Origin of the sequence: Streptomyces winkii (assembly GCF_032248595.1) — a bacterium.
Classification (GTDB): domain Bacteria; phylum Actinomycetota; class Actinomycetes; order Streptomycetales; family Streptomycetaceae; genus Streptomyces; species Streptomyces winkii.
In genome coordinates this window covers 18557-42253 of the sequence record NZ_JASTTH010000004.1, presented here as the reverse complement: position 1 = coordinate 42253, position 23697 = coordinate 18557, and the positions used below count along the sequence as shown (strand labels likewise).

Here is a 23697-nt window from a genome sequence, read left to right as displayed (position 1 = left end):
GTCAGTGCAGGGGCGGACGGGAGTGCAGAGGCGGGCAATTCCGGGCGCGCCCGGCCGGTGAACGGACTGGCATCTACGCGGATTTCCTTCCGCTGTCGGGCATTCACGGCCGCCGGGAACTCCCCTTGTGGGGACGTAAAACTCAGCCTCTGACCGGTGAATTCCTGCTATCTCAAGGTGAATTCTCGTCCGGAGCCCGGTCGGGCGGTGCCAGCACGACCGGGCTCCGGACGGGCGTGACGGGCCCGCGTGTGAGCGCCGTAACGTGACGCCGGCTCACGGGGCGGCGGCCTGTGACGGGACCGCGGCCGCCGGTGTCCCGCCGCCTTCAGCCGCCTGCGGAGGGGGAGTCGGCGGCGGACCCCTCCCCACCGGGTTTCGCACTGAGCTTCTCCGCATCGGGCTCTTTCGCGTCAGGCCCGTGCGGGAGGCGGATCGCCGTGGCGAGCACCCCCGCCTCCGAAGCCCAGCGGCCCGCGAAGTGCCGCAGCCGTGAACCGCCTACGACCGAGCCCTCGACGAGAAGGCGCGCGTCGAAGGTGCCCGCCTCCGCGTCGAACGTGATCTCCGCCTCGTTGAAGCCCAGTTCACGTGCGGTGAGCGGGTACCAGGTCTTGAAGACGCTCTCCTTGGCGCTGAACAGCAGCCGGTCCCAGTGCACATCGGGCCTGCGGGCGGCGAGAGCGTCAAGGGCCCGCCGTTCCGCGGGCAGTGAGACGGCCTCCAGCACGCCTTCCGGCAGCGGCCCGTCCGGCTCGGCGTCTATGCCGATGCCCGCGACGTCAGCCTCGCGGGCGACGGCGGCGGCCCGGTACCCGGCGCAGTGGGTCATGCTCCCGACGACTCCCGCGGGCCACCGCGGTGCGCCGCGCCGCCCGGGGACCAGCGGAACGGGCGGCAGGCCGAGCTGCGCGAGGGCGCTCCTCGCGCACACCCGCACCTGCGCGAACTCCCTCCGCCGCTTGAGGACCGCGTTCGCCACGGCCGCCGCCTCCTCGGGAAAGAGGGCATCGTGCGCCTCGTCCGTCCCGTCCCCGAAGGACTCCTCGGCGTACACACCGGCTGGCAGCAGGGACCCGATCACGGCCTGCCTCCCGCCCGGGCCGAGGGCGCGGACGGCGACGCGGACTGCGCCGGCGGCTCGGGCAGGATCTGGCGCAGCCGGTCGCGGGGCGGGCGCCTCCGCCACTCCCGCGGGTAGCCGACGGACACCTCCTCGAAGCGCACACCGTCGTACCAGGTCACCCTCGGAATGTGCAGGTGACCGTAGACGGCCGTGACGGCGTTGAAGCGCTTGTGCCAGTCCGCGGTGAGGTCCGTGCCGCACCACTGTGCGAAGTCGGGGTACCGCAGGACCCTCGTGGGCGCCCGTACCAGGGGATAGTGATTGACCAGCACGGTCCTCTCGCCGGGTGCGAGGGCCGCGAGCCGCTCCTCGGTCTGCCGCACACGGACGCGGCACCACTCGTCGGGCCCCCCGTAGGGGTCGGGGTGGAGCAGGTACTCGTCCGTGCACACGACGCCCGACTTGTGCGCCCGCCGGAGCGACTCCTCCTTCGTATGCGCCCCCGGAACGCGGAACGAGTAGTCGTAGAGGACGAACAGCGGCGCCACGGTCACCGGACCGCCGTCGCCGCGCCACACCGGGAAGGGGTCCTCGGGCGTGACGACCCCCAGGCTGCGGCACATCTCGACCAGGCGCAGGTACCGCTCCTCGCCGCGCAGGGGGCACGAGTCCTGCGGATGCGTCCACAGTTCGTGGTTCCCGGGGGTCCAGATCACCTTCGCGAAGCGGCCGGCCAGCAGCCGCAGCGCCCACTCGACGTCTTCGAGACGCTCCGCCACGTCCCCGGCGACGATGAGCCAGTCCTCGTCGGACTCGGGGGACAGCTCCTCGGTGACCGCCCTGTTCTCCTCGTACGCGACATGCAGGTCACTGACCGCGAACAGCTTGCCCGTCATCGAATCGTCTACCCCTTGCCTTTCGGCTGCTCCCGGACCGGTGGCACACGCCACCGGCAAGTACACCGCGCCGGCAGCAGGGAAAACACTCGACTTCCGGGAGCCGGCTGCCCGAGGCATGCACGGCTGCGGACCGGGCAGGCGCGAGACAGCCGATCCGTGCTGCCGCGGCCGCCGCCGAGACTAGGGAATTCCTCACTCTTTCCTCTGCGACGCTGGGGGCGGCACGAGGCGGTCGAGACGGGCCGGGCCCGCTCCGTTGCCGGCCCGGTCGCGAGAGAGGTGCAAAGACGCGATGACGGAGTCAGAGGACGAAGGCCTGTGGATCCGGCGCTACCACCCCGCGCCCGGGGCGCCGCGCCAGCTCGTGTGCTTCCCGCACGCCGGGGGCTCCGCGTCGTTCTTCCACCCGGTCTCCGCCCAGCTCTCCTCCACGGCCGAGGTGCTGTGCGTGCAGTACCCCGGACGCCAGGACCGCAGGGGGGAGACCAGCCCCGACGACATCGCCACCATGGCCGACCAGGTCTACGGCGCGCTGCGCGGCGCTCTCCGCTCCGGCCGTACGGCGTTCTTCGGGCACAGCATGGGCGCGACGGTCGCCTTCGAAGTCGCCCGCCGCTACGAGCAGGACGGCGGTGAGCTGACGAGGCTGTTCGCCTCGGGACGCCGGGCGCCCTCCCGGTACCGGGAGGAGGAGAACGTGCACCTCAAGGACGACGACGGGGTCGTCGAGGAGCTGAAGCGGCTCGCGGGCACGGACAGCTCCCTGCTGGGCGACGAGGAGATCCTGCGGATGATCCTCCCGGCCCTGCGCAGCGACTACAAGGCGGCCGAGACCTATCGCTGCGAGCCGGGCGCCGCGGTGGAGGCCCCCGTGACCGCGCTCACCGGGGACGACGACCCGAAGACGTCCCTGGACGAGGCGGAGGACTGGCGCCAGCACACCAAGGGCGACTTCGACCTGAAGGTCTTTCCCGGCGGGCACTTCTACCTCGGCCCGAAGGCGGCCGACGTCATCGCGCTCCTCCGTGAGCACCTGAAAGTCGGTGTGTGAGGCTCGTCTTGGCCGGTGGCAGCGGATCCGCTAGCGTAAACGATCAAATTTCGCACGCGAGCGATCATTCGGAGACAGGTTCCGGCGTTACGCCGGGGCCGCTGGATGACACGGTTGCGAGGAGTGGAATGCTGCCGGACCGGTCGGCCCCTGCTGGTCTCTCCGACTGCCTGGTCGGCCGTGCCCACGAGATGGCTGTCCTCGAACGCAGCGCGGTCGCCGCCCGCCGCGGACGGGCGGGACTCGTCACGCTCGCCGGCCCCGCCGGCATCGGAAAGACGAGCCTTCTGCGCACCTTCCTCGGCTCCGACGCGTGCCGGGGGATGACCGTCCTCCACGGCTCGTGCAGCGAGATCGAGGCCGGCGCAGGCTACGGAGGGGTCAGGGCGCTCTTCAGGTCACTCGGCCTGTCCGCCCAGGACGCGGACAACTCGCGGCTGCTGAGCGGAGGCGCCCGCCGCGCTCTGCCCGCCCTCACTACCGGCTCCCTCACCCCCGAGTCCTCCGGCGCGTACTCCGTCATGCACGGCCTGTACTGGCTCGCCGCGAACCTCATGGCGGAGCGGCCGCTGCTGCTGGCCCTCGACGACGTGCACTGGTGCGACGAACGCTCCCTCGCCTGGATCGACTTCCTGCTGCGCCGCTCGGAGGAGATGCCGCTGCTGGTCGTCCTCGCCCAGCGCAACGAGGCCGTGCCCTTCTCCTCGTCCGCGCTCGCCGACATCGCCGCGCGTCCCTGCTCGGTCACCCTCGAACTCGCGCCGCTGTCCCGGCAGGACGTGGTGGACCTGGTCGGATATGCCTACCAGGGGGCGGCGGACAGCTCCTTCGTGCGGGACGTGGCGGCGCTGCCGGGCGGCAACCCCATGCTCCTCAAGCGGCTCCTGCTGGAACTGAGGAGCGCAGGCGTCCACCCCGACGAAGAGGGCGCGACCAGGGCGCGGGAGATAGCCGGGCACGTCGTGTCGGACTCCGTGCGGGGCGTGCTCGGCTCGCTGCCCGACTGGGTACGCACTCTCGCGCGCGCGGCCGCGGTGCTGGGCGACGCTCCGCCCGAGCGTGTGGGCGCCCTCGCCGGCCTGCCCCCCACGCTGGTGGACGAGGGCGTGAAGGTGCTGCGCAAGGCCGAGATCTTCGCGCCGAACGGACTCGGCCTCGTGCACGACCTGGTGCGCTCGGCCGTACTCGACGACATGGACGGCGACGAACTCGCCGAACTGCGCACCAATGCGGCCCTGTTGCTGAACGACGAGGGTCTGCCCTCGGAGCAGGTCGCCAACCAGCTGCTTCTGCTGCCGCGGCTGACGGCACCGTGGATGACGGCGGTGCTGTGCGAAGCCGCCGACCAGGCCGAGAGCCGGGCCGCGCCCGAGGCCGCCGTCCGCTACCTCAACCGCGCCCGCGAGGCCGACCCCGACAGCCTCGCGCTGCGGCTCCAGCTCGCGCGGTGCGTGGTGCAGGCGGAACCGGCCGAAGCCGTACGGCAGTTGGAGTCCGTACTGGACTCTCCTCTCGATCTGCGCAGCAGGGCTGCGGTCGCGGTGCAGTTCGGCAGGGTGTGCGTATCGGCCCAGCAGTCGCCCGCCGCCGTACGGGTCCTGGAGGACGTACTCGAGCAGCTCGACCGCGAACTGGGGCGCGACCCGGGCCCCGCCGACGTGGAACTGCGCACCGGCGTCCAGGCGGCGCTGCTGATGACGGGTGCGGACGAGACGATCACCATCGGGCCGGTGCTCGAGCGCGCGTCGGCGATGCCCACCCCGCCCGGCGACACCACCGCCCAGCGGCAGCTGCTCGCCATGCAAGCCTGGCTGGGGGCAGTGGGAGGCGCCCCCGTCGACGAGTGCGTCGAGAAGGCGCGCCGGGCCATACGTTCCACCGGCGGCCCCAGCGAGGAGTCGCTGTTCGCCTCCGCCTTCACCCTCAGCCTCGCCGACGAGGCCGAGGAGGCGCTCGAAGCCCTCGACCAGCTGCTTCAGGCCAGCCAGCGCAGCGCCGCGGCCTGGAGCTACGTACTGGCGCTGGCCATCCGTGCGTTCGTGCTGCACGGCATCGGCGCGCTCCCGGAAGCGCTGGCGGACGCGCAGACCTCGGTGGGCATCATCGCGGACGAGCGGTGGGGGCACACCTCCGCGATGCCGCAGATCTCGCTCGCCATGGTGCTCACCGACCTCGGCGAGCCGCAGCGCGCCGAGAGCGTGCTCGACACCATCGAGCGGCCGAACCTCGACAGGTTCGTCACGGAGTACCCCTGGTACGCGCAGGTCGCCGCGCGGACCCGCTGGTCCCTCGGCGACGTCGAGGGCAGCCTCGACCTGCTCTACGCGTGCGGCAGATCGCTCGACGAAAGCGGCGTCGCCAACCCCGTGTTCCTCCCCTGGTGGCTGGACGGGGCAGGCATGCTCATGGACCTCGGCCGCACGAAGGAGGCGCGGGGCCTCGCCGAACGCGGCACCGAACTGGCCGAGCGGTGGGGCACACCGCGTGCGAAGGCGCTGGCGGCACTCGGCCGCGGCCTGACGACGCCGGGCCGCGAAGGCATCGAACTGCTCGCCGAATCAGCGCAGATGTTCGCCGGCTCGCCCGCGCGCGGCGAGCACGCGCGCGCCGAGTTCCTCGCGGGGCGGGCGCTGCTGGCCGAGGGAGACCGGCGTACCGCACGCGACCACCTGCGTACCGCGGCCGACCTGGCGCAGCGCTGCGGCACGTTCAAACTGGGCGAGATGGCCCGCAGCCTCCTCATCGAGGCCGGCGGCCGCATGCGGAAGATGAGCGGCTCCCCCCTCGGTATGCTCACCGGCATGGAGCGCAAGGTCGCCGACCTCGCCGCCGCGGGCACCAGCAACAGGGCCATCGCCGAAGCGCTGTTCGTGACGGTCCGCACCGTGGAGACACATCTCACCAGCGCGTACCGCAAGCTGGGCGTCACCAGCAGGGCGGACCTCGCTCCCGTGCTCTCCGCCCGCGAAGACCTCGTGAAGAAGCTGCCCTTGAGGGCCGCGTACCCGCCTGCGCGACGCTGACCGGACACGGGTGGCACGTGTGACCAGGAACTGGGGCGATCAGACGCAGCCGCGGACCGCGTGGCGGGACGGCCCGGGCTCTGCGGATTCCGAACGGCCCCTGTACGAGCGGGAACAGCAGCGAGACGTCCTCGTCACCGCGCTGGAGCGGCTGGACGCCGGGCAGCCCTCCCTCGTCACGGTCGAAGGCAGGCCCGGCGAAGGCCGCAACGCCCTCATGCGCCGGCTCGCCCGGTGCGCGAGGCACCGGAACCTGAGAGTGCTGCACGCACGGGCCACCAGAGCGGAACAGCAGCTGTGCTACGGCGTGGTGCTCCAGCTCGTGATGCCGCTGGACGGAACGGTCTGCGACTCCGTGCGCCACAACTCCCTCGGGCACGGGCCGGGAACCCTTCCCGGCCTCGTGGAGGTGCTGCGGTCGGCTCCCGGAGCGCCCACGCTGCTCGTCGTCGAGGACGTGCACTGGCTGGACGCCGCCTCCCGGGAGTGGCTGGAGGCGCTGGCCAGGCGCCTGTACGCGGACGTGCCGATCGCGCTCGTCCTCAGCAGCTGCGCGTCAGCGGGCAGTTGGGGCAGGCTCGTGCCCTCCCGGCCGTCGGAGGTCCTGGTCCGCAACCTCACGACGAGTCCGCTGGGGCCGCGGTCGGTCTCCGCGGCCGTACGCGACGTGTGCGGCGCCGGCGGCGAGCCGGCCTTCGACGCCGCCGCCCACGAGGTCACCAGGGGCAACCCCGCCCTGCTGCACTACGCGCTGCGCGTCTTCCACGAGCGGGGCCACCGGCCCGTGGCCGCGCGGCGGCCCGAATTCCGCGCGATCGCCGACGAGTTCGCGGGCGACATGTCGCTGCGTGCGCTGGAGGGGCTGCCCGCCGAGGCGCAGGGCGTCGTGCGGGCGCTGGCCGTCTGCGGCGACGTGCTGGACTTCCCCCTCGTGCGCACCCTCGCCGGACCGCGTGAACTTCCCGACCGTGAACTGCTCGAAGTGCTGGAGTCGGCGGGCCTGGTCGTCGCGTGCGGACACACCGCACGCATCCCCTACCCCCTCGCGCGCACCCGCGTGCTGGAGCGGATGCCCGCCGAGGAACGCGCCGACCTGCACGTCAGGGCGGCGGCCCTGGCGCACCGCGCGGGCGCCGCGGACGAGGACATCGCCGCCATGCTCTTCCGGGCGACCGCGATCGGCGCGCCGTGGGTCGTGGAGACCCTTCAGCGCAGCTCCACCGACGCCCTCGCCCGCGGAGACCTCGAACACGCCGTGGCATGCCTCTCCCGGATACTCCTCGAACCCCTCGAGCCCGGCAGGCGCGCCCGGTTCTCCCTGGAGCTGGCCGGAGCGGAGATCGTCGGCAGCCCGCAGGTCGCCGGCAGGCGGCTGGACAACCTCGTCAGGAACGACGAGGGCGGTCCAGCAGCGGCGCTCAAGCCGCGCGCCGTCGACCTGGGACTGGCCCGCGGCGACGACGACTGGGCCGCACGGGCCGCCGCTGAAGCGCTCACCTGCGACCCGGAGCCCGCCCGTGACGACCTGATCGCCTTGTACTGGCTGGCGCACCGCGACCGCCGGGACGAGGCGGAGCTGATGGTCCCCGTCGTACCGGCGCTGCCCGAGAGCCCCGAGGCGCCCCTACAGGCAGGGGCACTCGCCTGGCGTCTGGCCGTACGCGCCAGGAATCTGCCCGCGGCGCGCGCTCTCGCACGCACCTGTCTGAGCGCCTCCGCCGCCGGGGGCCCCGTGATGCCGCGGCTCGCCGCGTGCAGGACCCTCGTCGCGGCCGGCGACATCGAAGAGGCGCACGCCGCTCTCGACGCCCTCGTCCGGGAGGCGAGGCGCGGCCACGCCAGGGCGGCCTGCGCGCGCCTGCTGACCCTGCGGGCCGAGGTCGAACTGCGCGCGGGACGTCTGGACGCCGCACACCGCGACGTCCAGGACGCGCGGGAGGCGCTGCCCGTCGGCAGCTGGCATCCGGCGGCCGCGCCGCAGCTCGCCGCGGTCGGCCTCCACGCCGCCGTCGAGAGCGGACAGCAGGACACCGCGCGGCGGCTCGCACAACAGGAGATGCCCGAGGGGGCGGAGAGCGGCCCGGGCTGGAGCCTGCTGCTGTTCGCCCGCGCCATGGTCGCCACCCGGGACCGGGACTGGGCCGCGGGACTCCGGCTCGCGAAGGAGAGCGGCAGCGGGCTGCTGCGCCGCCAGTGGCTCAACCCGGCGCTGCTGCCGTGGCGTTCGCTGGCCGCACGCTGCCTCGACGGCCTCGGCCGCCATGAGGAGGCGGAACAGCTCGCGCGGGAGGAGAGCGACCTCGCCCGCCGCTGGGGGTCGGCCTCCGCCGTCGGGCTCGCGGCCGTCACCGCGGGGCCCTTGACCGGGCATGCGCAGATGGCCAGGCTCAGAGAGGCGGCCAGGGCGTTCGAAGGGTCGCACGAGACGCTCCTGCACACCTGGAGTCTGGTGCAGCTCGCCCGTGCGGAACTCAACGCGGGTGACGCTCAGTCCGCCGCGGGGCACGTGGTCCGTCTGACCAGGCTCACCACCACGTACCCGTCGAGCCGCCCGGCCGAGGCCGTCCGCAGACTCATCCAGGACCTGGAGCAGCCGGCGGCCCCCTCCTCCGCGAAGGCGCCGGGAACCGCGGGCCTGCTGACCGAGGCGGAGCGGGAGACGGCGCTGCTGGCGGTCCGCGGACATGGAAACCGCGAGATCGCCGACCTGCTGTCGGTCGGGAAGCGTGCCGTGGAGCTGCGCCTGAGCAGCGTCTACCGGAAGCTGCACGTCGCAGGGCGCGAGGAGCTGCGCGCCACGATGCTGAGGAGAGAGGGGGCGGCCCCCTGATGCTGCTTGAGCGAGAGAAGGAGATGGCTCAAGTGAGCGGTGCGCTGCGTGCCGCGAGAGCCGGACGGTCGTCGATGATCGTGGTGACCGGACCGCTCGGCATCGGGAGATCCGCCCTGCTGCGCGGGGTCGCCGCGGGCGCCTACGGCAGCGACGTGCGGGTCCTCACCGCCCACGCCGCCCTCATGGAGCAGGACTTCGCGTTCGGCGTGGTGCGCCAGCTCTTCGACTCCCTGATGACGGGCGCCGCCCCCGAGCCGCAGAGCAGGCTCCAGGACGAACCGGACCGCTTCGCACGCAGCGTCTTCTCCGGGGACGACGGGACCGCGGGCATGGACCCCGGTATCGACACCACCGAGGCCACCCTCCACGGACTGCGGTCGTGGCTGGCGGGGCTGTGCGAGGAGACGCCGCTGCTGATCCTCGTCGACGATTTGCAATGGGCGGACGTCCCCTCGCTGCGGTGGCTGGCGTACCTGGCCAAGCGCCTGGACGGACTGCGCATCGTCCTCGTGTGCACCCTGAGGGAGGGCGACCCGTGGTCGCGGTACTCGCTCGTGCGCGAGGTGACCCAGTGCGTCGGGCAGACGCTCGCGCCTGCGCCCCTGTCGCTGGACGCGACCCGGACCATGATCGAGGAGCAGTTCGGGGAGCCGGGGGAGGAGCCCTACGTACGCGCCTGCCACGAAGTCTCCGCCGGCAACCCGCTGTTCCTGCTGTCCGTCCTGGTCGGCATGGCCGTCAGCGGCCACCGGCCCACCGCGGACAACGCCGAGACGGCACGCTCGCTGCGCCCCTCCGGGCTGCGCGAGCGCCTCGCGGGGTGCATCCGTACCCAGACCGAGCCCGTACGGGATCTGGCGGCGGCCATCGCGGTCTTCGGCGACCAGGCCCAGCCCGCTCTCGTCGCGCAGCTGGCCGGGCTCGACGACATCGGGCTCAGCTCGGCCCTGCGCGTCCTGTACGAGCTGGGGCTGCTGCCCGAAGAGGGCACGCCGCGCTTCATCCACCGCGTCGTGCAGGACGCGGTGGAGTCCTCCCTGACGGTCACTCAGCGCGAGGACCTGCACAACAGCGCCGCCGCCCTCCTCTACGAAGGAGGCCGCCCCGCCGAGCAGGTCGCGGCCCAGCTCATGGCCGTAACCGGGCAGAGCCCCGGCTGGTCCACCGCGGTGCTGCGTTCCGCCGCGTCCACCGCCCTGCGCCGCGGCGCACCGGAGATCGCCGCCCGCTATCTGCGCCGGGCGCTGCTGGACAGCGCGGGGCAGAACACCGAACGCGCCCGGCTGCTGATCGACCTGGCCACCGCGGAACGCACCTTCGACCCGGCAGCCTCGGAGCGGCACATCGCCCAGGCATTGCCGATGCTGCCGGAGGTCAAGGACCGGGCCGTGGCAGTGCAGCGGATGCCTCCCGCCCTGTTCGCCAGGCCCTCGTCCTCGATGGCCGAAGTGGTGCGCCGCACGGCCGAGGAGCTGGGCGCCCCCGAGGAACTCGACGGCACCGCACGGGAGACGGCGCTGTGCCTGGAGGCGAGGCTGCGCCACTACGCGCAGGAGGACCCGGCCGCCCTCTCCTCCGCGACCGAACGGCTGCGGGAGCTGGGAGACGATCTCCCGCTGGAATCCGGCGCCGGGCGGGAACTGACGGCGGTACTGCTGTGCTCGGCGACCTTCGCCGGGCGGCTCTCCGCGAGCGCCGCGGCCCGCACGGCCGCGCGCGTCCTGGAACGGGAACCGGCGGACGAGGCCCGGGTGCACACCACGGTGCCGCTGGCGGCGGTCACCCTGCTCGCCGCCGACTCCGCCCACGACGTCGAGACCTGGCTGACGCCGGAGAAGCACCCGAGGCGGCCGGTCAGCGCGTCCGAGGAGGCCCTGTTGCTCGCCCAGCGGGCCATGGTGCACATCACGCGGGGCCGGCCCGCACTGGCCCACGAGCACGCGAAGCGGGCGGTGCGGCTGACGGCGCCGTACTGGTATGAGGCGCCCAGCGTCGTACTGGCCGCGGTGGCGCTGGAGCTGGGGGACACACCGCTCAGCGAGGAGATCCTCACCGGCGCCGGCTCGCGCCAGCCTGCGGGCCTCGCGCTCGCCTCGGCGCTGAGCATCCTCCAGGCCTCGGTCCACGCACAGCGAGGCATGCGGGCGAGGGCACTTGAGGACCTGCTCGCCTGCGGCAGGCAGCTGGAGTCGCGGGGGTGGCACAACTCGGCCGTCTTCCCCTGGCGTCCCCGCGCGATCGGCCTGTACGAGCGCCTCGGCGACGACCTCTCCGCGATGGTGCTCGCGGACGAGGAGCACTCGTGGGCGGCGGCCTGGGGCGCCCCGGCGGTACTCGGCCGTGCCCTGCGCCTGAAGGGCCGGCTGCACGGGGACCGCGGCGTCCCCATGCTGCGGCAGGCGGTCGAGGTGCTGCGCTCCTCGCGCAACGAGCTCGAACTCGCCCGCACCCTCGTGCTGCTGGGCGGCAGGCTCGGGAGCGGGCCCGAGGCCGAGTCGGCGCTGCGCGAGGGCGGCGAACTCGCGGCCCGCTGCGGAGCGCCGTGGCTGGCGAAACGCGCGGAAGACGGACTGGGTCCGGCGCCCGCCCAGAAGAACGAGCTGACGCGAAGTGAACGCAAGGTTGTGTCGCTCGCGGGCGAAGGCCTTACGAACCAGGAAATCGCGACGTCGCTCGGTGTGAGTCTGCGTGCCGTCGAGAAACACCTTACGAATTCTTACCGTAAAATCGGGGTGTCGGGGCGTACGGAACTTGCGAAGGTTCTGCGTGTGTCCGAATTTGCACATCTTCGCCTTTGAGGTGAAGACTGCCTCAATGAGGTGCTTCCGCGTGTTTTCGGGATGGACGCGCAGCTCAGCGGTGCTCTTGAGCTGTATTTGAGATTGTTTTTGAGGTCGAGTTGAGCATTCCGGCACCGCACCACACCACCGAAGCCGAACCGTCGACCGAACCCCCGGAACCGCCGCCCACGGGATTAGTACGGGCCCTTACCGGTTCGTTGACCGCCGCCGCACCGCTGCATAGCCTCACCAACGAAGGCGCAAATAGAAGGCCTTCAGGGATCGGCCGGAAACCTTCCCGGGAAGTTAAGAAAATGTTTCTGGGCGGGGCCAGAAAGGATGGCAGTGCAATGGCGGTTGCTGCATCTGCGGGCCCGGTGCGGGTGAACGCGGGAGAAGTCTCCTCGGGCAGTGTCCACGGAATCCCCAGACAGGGATCCGCACCGTCGGGGCTGTGCACGGCCTCGCTCGATCCGGACCTGGTCATCCAGCACGCGAACCTCGAGTTCTCGCGCCAGTTCGGGGCGTCCTCCGCGGAGGTCTGCGGCCTCGACTTCCGCGAGCTTGTCCACCCCAGCGTCAAGACCTCTCTCATGCGGCAGTTCGCGCGGCTGCTCGAAGGCAAGCGTCAGCTCTTCGACACCCACGTCGTCGCCGTCCGTCCCGAGGAGGGAGCCTTCGTCGGGTCCCTCACGGCGGCCGCCGTCTCCGACGACGCGCCACAGGTGTCCGCCGTGCTGATCTTCATGCGCTCCTCCGAGGGGAACGAGGACGCCGGTGTCCTGCCGGCCCGCAAGAAGCTGCTCAGCGACATCGACGCACGGATCCTCGAAGGCATCGCGGCGGGGCTCTCCACGATCCATCTGGCCTCGCGGCTGTATCTGAGCAGGCAGGGCGTGGAGTACCACGTCACGGGCCTGCTGCGGAAACTGCGGGTGCCCAACAGGGCGGCCCTGGTCTCGCGGGCCTACTCGATGGGCGTCCTCAACGTGGGCACGTGGCCGCCGAAGGTCGTCGAAGACTTCGTGAAGTGACCCGCCCCGACGGGGCGGACCAGCGGCGCGGCCACGGCGGGAACACGCTGTGGCCGCGCCGCCGTTCACGCCGCGACGAGCTGACGCAGCGGCTGGAGGCCCGCGACCCGCCAGTCGCCGGCTTCGTGAGCGGCGACGCGGCGAGGACCGTGTACGTCGCCGGCACGACCCCCTCCAGAGCGCGGCTGCTGCGGCTGCGCGAGGAGCACTACGCCTCCACGCTCGCCGCCATGGGCGTACCGGTCTGGGACGTACACGACGAGGACGCTCTGCACCTGCTGTGCTCGCAGCACCTGCTCCCCGCCCCCGCACCGCCCGAGGCCCCGTTCGCTTCAGGGCCCCGGGCCCCCGGAGCCCTCGACTCCCCGGCACCGCGCACCGCGCCCGCCGCCAGGCGGGGCGAACCCGTCGGCGGAATACGCGTCACCCTGAACGAGCCACGGCGCGGCGACCTCCACGAAGACTTCGCGCGGCTGCCGCAAGTGGTGGGCGACGAGGGCGCGTTCTGGGTGTTCGCACGCGAACTCGTCCACCCCGCGCACCGCGGGACGGAGGTCTCCACGGTGCTCGCCCACGCCGCCTGCCTCTACCTGCTGGAGCGGTCCCCGGTGCGGCGGGTGATGTTCACGACCATCGCCGGCGCGGGCCACGGCGCTCCGCGCGGGCTCTTCGGCGCGACACCCGTGGCCCCGCCCGTGCCCCTCGGGCCGCAGGGCCGCGACGTCGCCCTCTTCGCCGGAGACCTCGCCACCCTGGCCGAGGAGACCGCCGTGCGTCTGGAGCGCACCGGCTGGTCCGTCTCCCTCCCGGCGCCGCCGCCCGCGGAGAGGCAGCCGCAGGTGCCCGCTCCTGGTCTGCCGCCCGCCGCCGGGAAACACCCCGAGGACACCTCCGTTCCTGACGCCCCTGCGCCGGCGCGCTCCTCGGGGGCCCCTCCTGCGGCGAACGGCTCCGCAGCGGACGGCTCTCCAGGCTGCCCCGCCGGGCTCGGACCGACGGGCGCCTCCGCACTGGACGCGGCATCCGGCGGCGGCCCGCTCAGCCTTCCTTTCCCCCACGACGTCCCCGGTGCGCCGCCCTCCATCTACCGGCGGCTGCGCGCCGAACGTCCCGTCTGCCCGGTGCGCATGGCCACGGGGGACACGGCGTGGCTCGTCACGCGTTCCGGCGACGCACGGTTCGTACTGGCCGACTCCCGCTTCAGCAAGGCCGCACTGCTCGCGCCGGACGCTCCACGTACCCGCCCGGGCGCGCTGCCGCGCGGACTGCTGTTCACCACCGACCCGCCCGAGCACACCAGGCTGCGCTCGGTGGCGGCCGCCGCGCTGTCGAAAGAGCGGACGGAAGCCCTCAGGCCGGTGGCCGCACGTCTCGCGGCGCAAGCGGCCGCGCGGCTGGAGCGCCGTCAACGGGCCGATCTGGTACGGGACTTCGCCCGGCCGCTGGCCATGGGCACCATGTGCGCTCTGCTGGGCGTCCCCGAGGACGAAGCGGACGACTTCGCCGGCTGGGCGGAGACCGTCCTCACCACGGGGCCTGCACCGGACGGCGAGGTGGAGCGGGCCCAGGACGAACTCATGGCCTGCACGCGGCGGTTGGTGACCCGCCGCGCCGACGCGCCCGCGGGAGACGCGATGTCGGCGCTGCTCGGTCCGGACGGCGACGTGGAGCGCGCGGTCTCCCTGGTGGCCACGCTGATGGCCGCCGGCTACGAGACGATGGTCGCCTCCGTCGCCAACTCCGCGCTCCTGCTGCTCGCCGGCGAAGGGGGCCTGCCCGCCCCCTGGCCCGACGACCCGGGCGCACTGGTAGAGGAGCTGCTGCGGCTGAGCACCTTCGGCGACGCGCTGCGCTCGCGCCGGGCCACGGCGGACCTGCGGATCGGCGGCGAGCTGATCCGCTCCGGGGACGTCGTGCTGGTCTCGCTGGCCTCCGTCAACAGGGACGAGGCCGTCTACGACGACCCCGACCGGCCGCTGCCGGGCCGCCGTGCCCGGCACATGGCCTTCGGGCACGGCGCGCGGCGCTGCCCGGCCTCCCGGCCGGCGCGCATGGAGCTGGCCGTCGCGATGGAACGTCTCACCCGCTCCTTTCCCGGCATGCGTCTCGCCGTCGCGCCGCAGGAGATCGTGCTGCGCTCCGAACTGGCCGAGAGCTGCCCGGAGTCGCTGCCCGTACTGCTGGGGCCGCGGCCCGCCGGGCAGAACCGCTGACGGCGAAGACCCGCCGACGGCGGGCGTTCAGCCTCCGGCCGCGCCGGCGTCGTCCCCGCCGCTGACGACGATGGACTGCGAGGGGCAGATCTTGCCCGCCATGCGGGCCTTCTCGCCCTGCACGCCGTCGGGATGCTCGTCGAGGACTTCGACGAATCCGTCGTCGTCCTGGTCGAAGACGTCGGGCGCCGTCAGGACGCACTGGGCGGCCCCGATGCAGCGGTCGGGCACCACACTGACGTGAACCATGGTTCCTCCTGCGTGAGTTGTCACCAGCGGACGGGAAGCTCGTGCAGCCCGAAGAGCACGCCGTCGTACTTGAACGGCAGCTCCTCCAGCGGCAGGGCGAGCTCCAGGGTGGGAATCCGCTCGAAGAGCGTGCGGTAGGCGACGTCCATCTCGGCGCGGACCAGGTTCTGTCCGAGGCACTGGTGGACTCCGTAACCGAACGCCACATGCTGCTGCGCCGACCGCTCCGGGTCGAACGTCCCCGGGTGGTCGAAGAGTTCGGGGTCGTGGTTGGCGGCGGCCACCAGCGGTACGACGCCCTCGCCCGCACGCACGAGCTGGCCGCCGATCTCCACGTCCTCCACCGCGACCCGCAGCGCCACCAGGTCGGCAACCGAGTGCAGCCGCAGCAGCTCCTCGACGGCCCGCTCGTCGCCGATCCACTCCGGGTGCGTCAGCAGCGTCACCACGCCCAGCGCGATGTTGTTCGCCGTCGTCTCGTGTCCGGCGATCAGCAGCAGCATCGCCACCCCGGACATCTCCTGCGGCGTGAGCGCTCCGGCAGCCAGCAGCCTGCTGATCAGGTCGTCGCCCGGGCGCTTCTGTTTCACCGCGATCAGCCGCGCCAGATACCGCAGGAGCTGCCTGCTGGCGTCCTCGCGCTCCTCGTCGGTCGAGGAGATCGTCACCAGCACACGGGTCTTGGCCTCGAAGAAGTTACGGTCGATCTTGGGCACGCCCAGCATCGAGGAGATCACCAGCGACGGCACGGACAGCGCGAAGTCGGCCATCAGGTCGGCGCCCGGCCCCCGTGAGAGGACCGTGTCGATGCATCCGTCGACGATCTCCTGCACGGCCGGGCGCATCGCCCTGATACGGCGGACGGTGAACTCGGGGATGAGCGCCTTGCGGTACTTGGTGTGGTCCGGCGGGTCCAGTGCCACGAACCAGCCCGGCACCGTCTCGGAGTCCGGCACGCCCCCGGTGCGGCCCGGGCTGGGGAAGCCCTCACGGCTGGGGTCGGAGCTGATCCGCGGGTCGGTCAGCACCGAACGGACCTCCTCGTGCCGGGTCACCAGCCACACCACGTCGCCGGTGGGCAGCTCCGAGCGGACGAGGCCCGGCTGCCGCCTGAACGTCTCGTACTCCGGCGGTGGGAAGGGCTCGCCGGGCCGCCGCAGCATGAACGGGACGAGGCCCGCCTCTGTGCTCGTCATCTGCCAACTCCGTGGGTCGGGGGGTCGGTCACGCGCCGTAGAACTCGCGTATTCTGCCGACGATGTAGTCTTGGCCGGCCTCGGTCAGGTCGGTGTACGTCGGCAGATACAGGCCGTCCTCGCTGAACCGGTGGGCCTTCAGCGACGGCCAGACGGGGTCGAGGTAGAACGGCTGACGGCTCATGGGCTTGAAGAACAGCCGTGTCTCGATGCCGGCATCGGCGAGGTGGGCGCGCAGTTCGTCGCGGCGCTCCGCCCGCAGGTCGAACATCCACAGGACGTCCCGCTCCGGCAGCAGCGTCAGGCCGTCGACGCCTTCGAGGCCCTGCTGGTAGCGCTTCTCGATGCGCTTGCGCGCGGCGAGGATCTCGTCGAGCCGCTGCACCTGCGCAAGGGCCACCCCAGCCTGGAGGTTGGTCATGCGGTAGTTGTAGGCGACCTTCTTGTGCAGGAAGTTGTGCTCCTTGCTGAAGGCCATGGCCCGCAGGTGCGCCATCTGCTCGGCGAGGTGCCGGTCGTCGGTGAGGCAGACGCCGCCCTCCCCGGCCGTGATGATCTTATTGGCGAAGAGTGAGAAGCAGGCGATGTCCCCCACGGGCCGCACGCCGTGCGCCTCCGCCGAGTCCTCGACGACCCGCAGGTTGTAGTCGTGGGCCAGCTCCATGATCGCGTCCATGTCGCAGCGGCGCCCGTAGACGTGTACGGGCATCAGCGCACGGGTCCGCGGAGTGATCTTCTCCTCGATGCGGGCGACGTCGATGTTGAGGTCGTCCCCGCAGTCGACGAAGACCGGTGTCGCGCCCGTGTGTGTGACGGCCCACGCGCTCGCGATCATGGTGAACTCCGGCACCACCACCTCGTCGCCGGGGCCCATCCCAAGCGCCCGCAGGGCGAGTGTGAGCGCGGCGGTGCCGGAGGAACATGCGACGCCGTGTGCGACGCCGTTGTACTGGGCGAAGGCGTCCTCGAACTCGCGGACGTAGGACCCCTGCGAGGAGATCCAGCCGTCGGTGACGGCCCGCGTCACGTAGTCGAGTTCGGCGTCCTGGAGGGAGGGCCGGGAGACGGGGTAGGTGAAGGCCACCGCGCTCACTCACCCTCCGGCCGCTGCGACACGGGAGGCAGGGCGCGTATCAGTTCGGCGGCCCGCTCCCGGCCTCCCGCCTCACGTTGTATGCGGCCCAGACGCTCCGCGTTCTGTTTGAAAGACGGCTCGGTCAGCACCCGGTTCAGTTTGGCGATCACGTCGTCCGGGTCGACGTCACGCGGCTTGTCCAGCGTCAGCGAGACGCCGAAGTCCTGGGCGCGGACGGCCTGGTCGTAGCAGTCGACCCACAGCGGCCGCATCACCATCGGCTTACCGAAGTAGACGCCCTCGTGGTAGGCGTTGCCGCCGCCGTGCGTGAAGAACGCCGAGACGTTCGGGTGGGCCAGCACGTCGAGCTGCGAGGGCAGCCAGCTCTCCACCCGCAGGTTGCCCGGGAGTTCCCCGGCCGGCGGAAGCCACCGCTGCTGGTCCTCCGGGAGCTTCCACAGCACGTGGTGGCGCCCCTCCAGACGCCGCGCCACCTCCACCAGCGCGCCCACCTGCTCGCGGGTCAGCCGGGTGATGGTGCCGAAGCCCATGTAGACGACGGACTCCCGCGCGTCCAGCCACTCGGTCAGCTCGTCCGGCTCGCACTGCGGCATCGGCGGGATCATCGCCCCCACCATCCGCACCGAGTCGGGCAGTTCGAGGGGATAGTCGAGCTCCGGCACCGAGTAGCCGACCACCATCTCGGCCGAATCCACCCTGGCCAGCAGCCCGTTGGAGGCCGGGTCGATGCCCAGCTCCTCGCGCACACGGGCGTCGCGGGCGTTCCTCTCCCGCATCGAGCGGGACAGGAACATCCCCAGCGTCCGCCACTTGAACAGCCGGTTCGCCAGCCGCTGCCGCGTGTTCATCCGGTACGGCAGCCCGGAGTGCGGCACGGGGAAGTCCTTCGGCGCGTACGAACGTCCCACCGGCACCGTGGAGGTGAGCACCTGGCTGATGACGAACGGAACCGTCAGCACGTACGGGATCTTCTTGGTGATCGCCAACTCGCACCCGTACTGGCACATGCACTCGACGACCATCAGCGACGGCTGGATCTTCTCGACGGCCTCCTCCAGCCTGCGGTACTTCTCCACCCGCAGCTCCGGCGCGAACGTCTGCTCGATCACCGCCTGACGTGCCTTGAAGCGCGACCGCTGCGTCACACGCCGGTACGTCTCGTCGTCCCAGGTGACCGACGACATCTCGGGCACCACATCGCCCAGCGAGTGGAAGCCGACGCCGGTGCCCACGCTCAGCGCCTCCACGTCGCCGCGCCGCGGCTCGTCGGTGGCGAACCACAGGTCTTCCACGCCCTGCCGGGACAGCTCCTCGGCCAGCACCAGCATCGAGTTGAGCAGACCGCTCTCCGGGAGGCTCACGAACAGGATCGGCTGCTTGCTCGTGCTCATTCGGCGTGCACCCTTCAGGCGTGGGGAAGGCCGGGGCCCGGCGCGTGGGTTCGCACGCCGTGGGGCCGCTTGACCCCCACATCGTGCACGAGCACCGCCGGGGTGTCCCCGCGCGAAGGCGAAGTCGAGGACATCCCCTAGTTCGCCGACCCGAGAATCGGGATCAACCCCGACCTGGGACGACGATCGCCGTGCCGGACGGCGTCGGGCGAGAGGTTCTGGATTGATGAAGGGGATGACCGACCGCGGGGCCTGCCCGCCGGGCCTGGCCGAACGCGACCGCCAGTGGTCCGGCCTGACCCGGTTCCTTGCCGAGGCGCACGCAGGCTCCGGCCGCGTCGCCGCGGTGACCGGGCCGGTGGCCTGCGGCAAGACCGAACTGCTGCACACTTTCGCGGAGTTCGCGCAGTCGGAGCTCGCCGGGGCCCAGGTCGCGGAGGGCTCCCCCGCGCGCAGCCGCGCGGGGGAGGAGTCCCGCCCCGCAAACGGCCTCCTCGTCGCCACCGCTGTGTGCTCCGCCGCCGAGAGCGCCCTCCCGTTCGGCGTCGTCGCCCGGCTGCTGCGCACCCCGGCGCTGCACGCCGGGCAGGAGACCGAACGGCTCCTGGAGCGGGCCCGCCGAGTGGCCGACGAGCAGGGCGAGTTCGATGCGGGCACGTCCGCCGCCGCCCGGGTGCTCGACGCCCTGTGCGAGGCCGTACTCGGCGCCGCACGCACCGGCACCGCCCTGATCGGAGTGGAGGACGTACGCCACCTCGACGCGCCCTCGACGCACTGGCTGCTCTACCTCGTGCGCCGGCTCGGCGCGGCCCGCGTGCTGCTCGTGCTGACCGACACTCCCGCCCCTCGCTCCGCGCCGTCCCCGCTCCACACGGAGCTGCGTCGCCATCCGCACTGCCGCACCGTCGAGTTGCCGCTGCTGACCGAGCAGGGCGTCGCCGCCTGCATGGCCGCACACGGCGGCGACGCGGAAGCCCTTTCCGAGGCGGACCGGGCCGGCATCGCACGGGCCGGGGGCGGCAATCCGCTGCTGGTGCGCGCACTGCTGGAGGACCGCCGCAGCGGCGCGGCCGACCGCGACATCGGCCGCGGCCCCGAGTTCCAGAAGGCGCTGCTCGGCTGCCTTGAGCGCTGTGAGGGCGCCGCGGCCGAGACGATGCGCGCACTGTGCGTACTGGACGGCCCGGCGCGGCCCTCCGCCCTCGCCCGGCTCACCCGCGCCGGCAGCGAGACCGTGGCGGCGGCGCTCGCGGCGCTGGAGGAGACGGGGCTGCTGCACCCGGGCGGGCCGCCGCACCCCGCCGTTCGCGACGCCGTCCTGGAGAGCCTGTCCTCCGGCGAACGGTCCCGGCTGCATCTGGGCGCCGCCGAGCTGCTGCACGCCGAGGGCGCACCGGCGGACGACATCGCCGCCCACCTGCTGACCGCGGGACGACTGGACGGCCCCGAACTGCTGCCGGTGCTGCACGAGGCGGCGCAGCACGCGCTGCGCGCGGAGCGGCCCCGTACCGCCGTGCGCTGCCTCGAACTCGTCCGCGACGCCTGCGACGGCGCCCGCAGCCGCACCGCCGCCGAAGCGCAGCTGGTACGCGCAGAGTCGAGAGCCAACCCCGCGGCCGCGGCCCGCCGCCTGCCCGCCCTGGCCGGCGCCGTACGCGGCGGCACGGTCGACCCGAGAGACGCCGCGGCGCTCGCCGTGACGTTCGCGCACCACGGCCGCACCGACGACGCTGCCGCCGCTCTCCGGCACGCCCGCAGCGCGGGACCCGACCCCCACCCGCGCGCCGCGGCCGAACTGCGCGCGGTGGAGATGTGGCTGGCCTGCACCCACCCCCCGCTGGCGCGGCGGGGCCCGCCGGGCGCCGCAGGTCCGGCGGCCGGGACAGCCGGACCGCACGTGCGGCCACTGCTCACGTCAACCGCCGCCCTCGCGCAAGTGCTCGGCCAGGGGCAGACGGAGACGGCCGTCGCCGACGCCGAACACGTCCTCCAGGCCGCACGCCCCAGCGACGCCACCGTCTGGGGAGTCGAACCGGCGCTGCTCGCGCTGTACACGCTCGTCTACGCCGACCGTCTGGAGGAGGCCCGGCTTTGGTGCGAGCGGCTGCTGGAGGACAGCGGCCGGGACGGCCAGCGAGTCGCGCAGGCCTACTTCGCCGCCGCGAGAGCCGAAATCGCGCTGCGCCGCGGCGAGTTGACGAACGCACACGCGTACGCCCGGCATGCGCTGACGCTGCTGCCGCCGCCTGCGTGGGGCGTCGCCCTCGGGCTGCCGGTGTCCACCCTGGTGCACGCCGCGACCGCCATGGGGCGCCACGACGACGCCGCGGCACATCTGCGCGAACCCGCGCCGGAGGCGATGTTCCACACGCGCTACGGGCTGCACTACCTCCACGCACGCGGCCGGCACTACCTGGCCACCGGCCGGTACTACGCGGCCGCCGCGGACTTCCTCTCCTGCCGCGAACTGATGACGCAGTGGGGCCTCGACGTGCCCGGCCTCGTACCGTGGCGCACCTGCACCGCGGAGACGTGGCTGCGCCAGGGCGGCGACCGGGACGAGGCCCGCCGCCTGGTCAACGAACAGCTCGCGAAGCTGGGGCCGGGGCCCTCCCGTACGCGCGGCTGCGCGCTGCGGCTGCTGGCCGCCCTCAGCTCGCCCCGCAACCGCATGCAGCTGCTGGCGGAGTCCGTCTCGATCCTGGAGGAGCGCGGCGACCAGTGGGAACTCGCCCGCGCACTCGCCGATCAGAGCGCCGCACACCGGGAGTTGCGGGCCCACCGGCGCGCCTGGAGCGTGGCCCGGCGGGCGTGGCACGTCGCCGAGGCGTGCGGTGCGCAGGAGCTGTGCGAGGAGCTGCTGCCCAGCCGCACCCGGTCGGAGGGCGCGGAGAGCCGGGGGAGCGGTGAGCCCTGTGCGGACGGCCTCGGGGCGCTGACCGACGCGGAGCGCCGCGCCGCCGCACTTGCGGCAGCGGGCCATACGAACAGGGAGATCGCCGCGCGGCTGTGCATCACCCCCAGCACAATCGAGCAGCATCTCACCCGCGTCTACCGCAAGTTGAACGTGAAGCACCGGCGCGACCTGCCGCCCGCGCTCAAGGCGTATCTCCCCGACACCGCCTAGAAGCGCCCGCGCCCGCGTCCGGGACCGGAGGCCCGGCCCTGCTTCCCGGGGCGGCGCCGCCCGTGGGACCGCTCGCCTCAGCGCGCCGCGAGGGGCGCCCGAGAGAGGGCCGCCGTCGCCGTCAACTGCCGCCGCAGATCGCCCACCAGCCGCGGAAGGTCCGAACGATCCCGCGCCGTACCGAAGATGTGGAAGTCCGGGCGGACCAGGGCCGCGACGCAGCCGGCACCGTCGAAGAACGGCACGTAGACGTTCTCCACGTCGACCACCTCGTGCGCAGCGACCTGCCTCGGCGGCGTCCCGACCGGCAGCACCCGCACCAGGTGCGCGTCCAGCCGCTCCAGGAACGCCAGGTTCTTCCCGTCCAGCACCCCATACGGGTCGAGTGTGGTGACGAGGACGAAGCCCCGGCCGACGACGTCGTCGAACAGGGCCCTCTCGGTGCCGCGCGCCACACGCCCCTGCGGCATGAGGCCGCCCGCGGGACCGCCGGACGCCCTCGCGTCGCGGCGCAGGACTCCGTCCTCCAGCGGGAAGAACGACGGCGCGACGTCACGCTCCGGGGCGTCCTCCTTCATCGCCAGCAGGTACGCGTCCCGGCGTTCCGCCGCCTCGGCGTCCAGCTCGGAGACGATCTTGCCGACCTCGACCGACATGTCGATGGTGTGCCGCACCTGCTTGCCCCGCTCGGCCTGGTAGGTGTCGAGCAGCCGCTCCCCGGCGACGCCGCCGAGGACGAGGTCCAGCTTCCACGCGAGATTGGCCGCGTCCCTGATGCCCGAGCACATGCCCTGACCGGCGAACGGCGGCATCTGGTGGGCGGAGTCCCCGGCCAGCAGCATCCGCCCCGCACGCCACTTGTCCGTCGTCGAGGCCTGGAACGTGTAGACGATGTTGCGCGTCAGGGTGGCGTTCGCAGGGGTCACGCCGTGCGGCTCCAGCAGCTCCCACATGCGCTCGACCGTGCTGAGCTCCTCGTTGGTCTCGCCGGGCAGCCGCATGAACTCCCAGCGGCGGTGGCCCCGTCCGCTGGCGACGATCGTCGTGGGCCGCGCCGGGTCGCAGATCTGCACGTCGTTCGGCGTGAACTCGCGCGGCTCGTGGAAGACGACGTCGCACAGCAGCCAGTCGTGCGTGAAGCCCAGGTCCGTCACCTTCGCGCCCATGCGTTCCCGTACGAAGCTGTTCGCACCGTCGCAGCCGACCACCCAGCGGGCCGTCAGCGGACGGTCACCCGACTCCGGGCCCGACGCCCGCACTTCGACGCGGTCCCCTTGATCGGCGACGTCCTCCGCCCGGTGTCCCGTCAGCAGCCGCACGTTGTCCAGCGTCGCCGCGTGCGCGCGCAGCGCCGACTCGAACGTGGGCTGGTGCATCACCGTCGCCTTCGGCCAGCCGTCCCGGTCGGGCCGGTAGGGCGCCTCGAAGCTCAGCAGCGTCTGCCCGGCGGCGTTCTGGAACGCGTACTCGCCCAGAGGCTCGCCCAGTTCGTGAAGCGACTCCCCGATTCCGGCCGACGCGAAGTTGCGGGCCGTCTCCCCGTCGAACGCCACCACGCGCGGGAACGGGTACTGGTCGGGGTACTGCTCCAGGATGACCACCTGCCACCCGCGGTGCGCCAGCAGGAGGGCGAGGACGAGGCCGACCGGGCCGCAGCCGACAACGACCACGTCCGCGTCGGTCCCGGCACCGGCGCCGGAAGCCCCGGCAGAGTGCGGCATCTGACTCATCGGCTCACT

At 72.7% G+C, this 23697-nt stretch carries 14 protein-coding genes; 7 read left to right on the top strand and 7 right to left on the bottom strand.

Translation table 11 applies throughout. The features are described from left to right. Positions 1 to 328: 328 nt before the first annotated feature. Together QQM67_RS12330 and QQM67_RS12325 are read right to left on the bottom strand one after the other, a co-directional pair. On the bottom strand, positions 329 to 1084 hold the full coding sequence (locus tag QQM67_RS12330) for a 4'-phosphopantetheinyl transferase family protein (protein WP_314173806.1): 756 nt from the start codon (positions 1082 to 1084) through the stop codon (positions 329 to 331). Then, positions 1081 to 1962 (bottom strand): metallophosphoesterase family protein, encoded by an 882-nt coding sequence (locus QQM67_RS12325; RefSeq protein ID WP_314173805.1) that lies wholly within the window; start codon positions 1960 to 1962, stop codon positions 1081 to 1083. Before QQM67_RS12325 ends, QQM67_RS12330 begins: the two co-directional genes overlap by 4 nt. A gap of 295 nt (positions 1963 to 2257) precedes the next feature. On the opposite strand from QQM67_RS12325, the gene QQM67_RS12320 reads away from it, so the two are divergent. From QQM67_RS12320 to QQM67_RS12295, 6 genes are all read left to right on the top strand, one after another. Further along, on the top strand, positions 2258 to 3016 hold the full coding sequence (locus tag QQM67_RS12320) for a thioesterase II family protein (protein ID WP_314173804.1): 759 nt from the start codon (positions 2258 to 2260) through the stop codon (positions 3014 to 3016). A gap of 128 nt (positions 3017 to 3144) precedes the next feature. Then, positions 3145 to 6039, top strand: coding sequence for a helix-turn-helix transcriptional regulator (locus tag QQM67_RS12315; RefSeq protein ID WP_314173803.1), 2895 nt, complete (start codon positions 3145 to 3147; stop codon positions 6037 to 6039). A 19-nt stretch (positions 6040 to 6058) separates the two neighbouring features. Further along, positions 6059 to 8869 (top strand): AAA family ATPase, encoded by a 2811-nt coding sequence (locus QQM67_RS12310; RefSeq protein ID WP_314173802.1) that lies wholly within the window; start codon positions 6059 to 6061, stop codon positions 8867 to 8869. Then, complete coding sequence (locus tag QQM67_RS12305) at positions 8869 to 11670, top strand: ATP-binding protein (protein ID WP_314173801.1); 2802 nt, start codon at positions 8869 to 8871, stop codon at positions 11668 to 11670. Before QQM67_RS12310 ends, QQM67_RS12305 begins: the two co-directional genes overlap by 1 nt. 332 nt (positions 11671 to 12002) lie before the next feature. Next, the gene (locus QQM67_RS12300; protein WP_314173800.1) at positions 12003 to 12686 is read left to right on the top strand and encodes a helix-turn-helix transcriptional regulator; all 684 of its coding nucleotides are present in this window, start codon (positions 12003 to 12005) and stop codon (positions 12684 to 12686) included. Next, a complete protein-coding gene (locus QQM67_RS12295; RefSeq protein WP_314173799.1) occupies positions 12683 to 14899 on the top strand; it encodes a cytochrome P450 in 2217 nt (738 codons plus the stop codon). The genes QQM67_RS12300 and QQM67_RS12295 overlap by 4 nt, the downstream gene beginning before the upstream one ends. Before the next feature lie 27 nt (positions 14900 to 14926). Here the strand turns inward: QQM67_RS12295 and QQM67_RS12290 are convergent, their stop codons facing one another. Genes QQM67_RS12290 through QQM67_RS12275 form a run of 4 tightly spaced genes read right to left on the bottom strand, consistent with a single transcriptional unit; the run spans position 14927 to position 18831 of the window. Then, positions 14927 to 15148 (bottom strand): ferredoxin, encoded by a 222-nt coding sequence (locus tag QQM67_RS12290; protein WP_314173798.1) that lies wholly within the window; start codon positions 15146 to 15148, stop codon positions 14927 to 14929. 20 nt (positions 15149 to 15168) lie between these two features. Next, positions 15169 to 16344, bottom strand: a complete 1176-nt coding sequence (locus tag QQM67_RS12285; protein WP_314173797.1) for a cytochrome P450 — start codon at positions 16342 to 16344, stop codon at positions 15169 to 15171. Between the two features lie 28 nt (positions 16345 to 16372). After that, positions 16373 to 17428 (bottom strand): DegT/DnrJ/EryC1/StrS family aminotransferase, encoded by a 1056-nt coding sequence (locus QQM67_RS12280; RefSeq protein ID WP_314174461.1) that lies wholly within the window; start codon positions 17426 to 17428, stop codon positions 16373 to 16375. Positions 17429 to 17433: 5 nt separating this feature from the next. Continuing rightward, on the bottom strand, positions 17434 to 18831 hold the full coding sequence (locus tag QQM67_RS12275; RefSeq protein WP_314173796.1) for a glycosyltransferase: 1398 nt from the start codon (positions 18829 to 18831) through the stop codon (positions 17434 to 17436). A 226-nt stretch (positions 18832 to 19057) separates the two neighbouring features. Between QQM67_RS12275 and QQM67_RS12270 the strand changes: the two genes are divergently transcribed. Continuing rightward, complete coding sequence (locus tag QQM67_RS12270) at positions 19058 to 21958, top strand: helix-turn-helix transcriptional regulator (RefSeq protein WP_314173795.1); 2901 nt, start codon at positions 19058 to 19060, stop codon at positions 21956 to 21958. 77 nt (positions 21959 to 22035) lie between these two features. Here the strand turns inward: QQM67_RS12270 and mhpA are convergent, their stop codons facing one another. After that, the gene (gene mhpA, locus QQM67_RS12265) at positions 22036 to 23688 is read right to left on the bottom strand and encodes a bifunctional 3-(3-hydroxy-phenyl)propionate/3-hydroxycinnamic acid hydroxylase MhpA (protein WP_314173794.1); all 1653 of its coding nucleotides are present in this window, start codon (positions 23686 to 23688) and stop codon (positions 22036 to 22038) included. Positions 23689 to 23697: the final 9 nt, after the last annotated feature.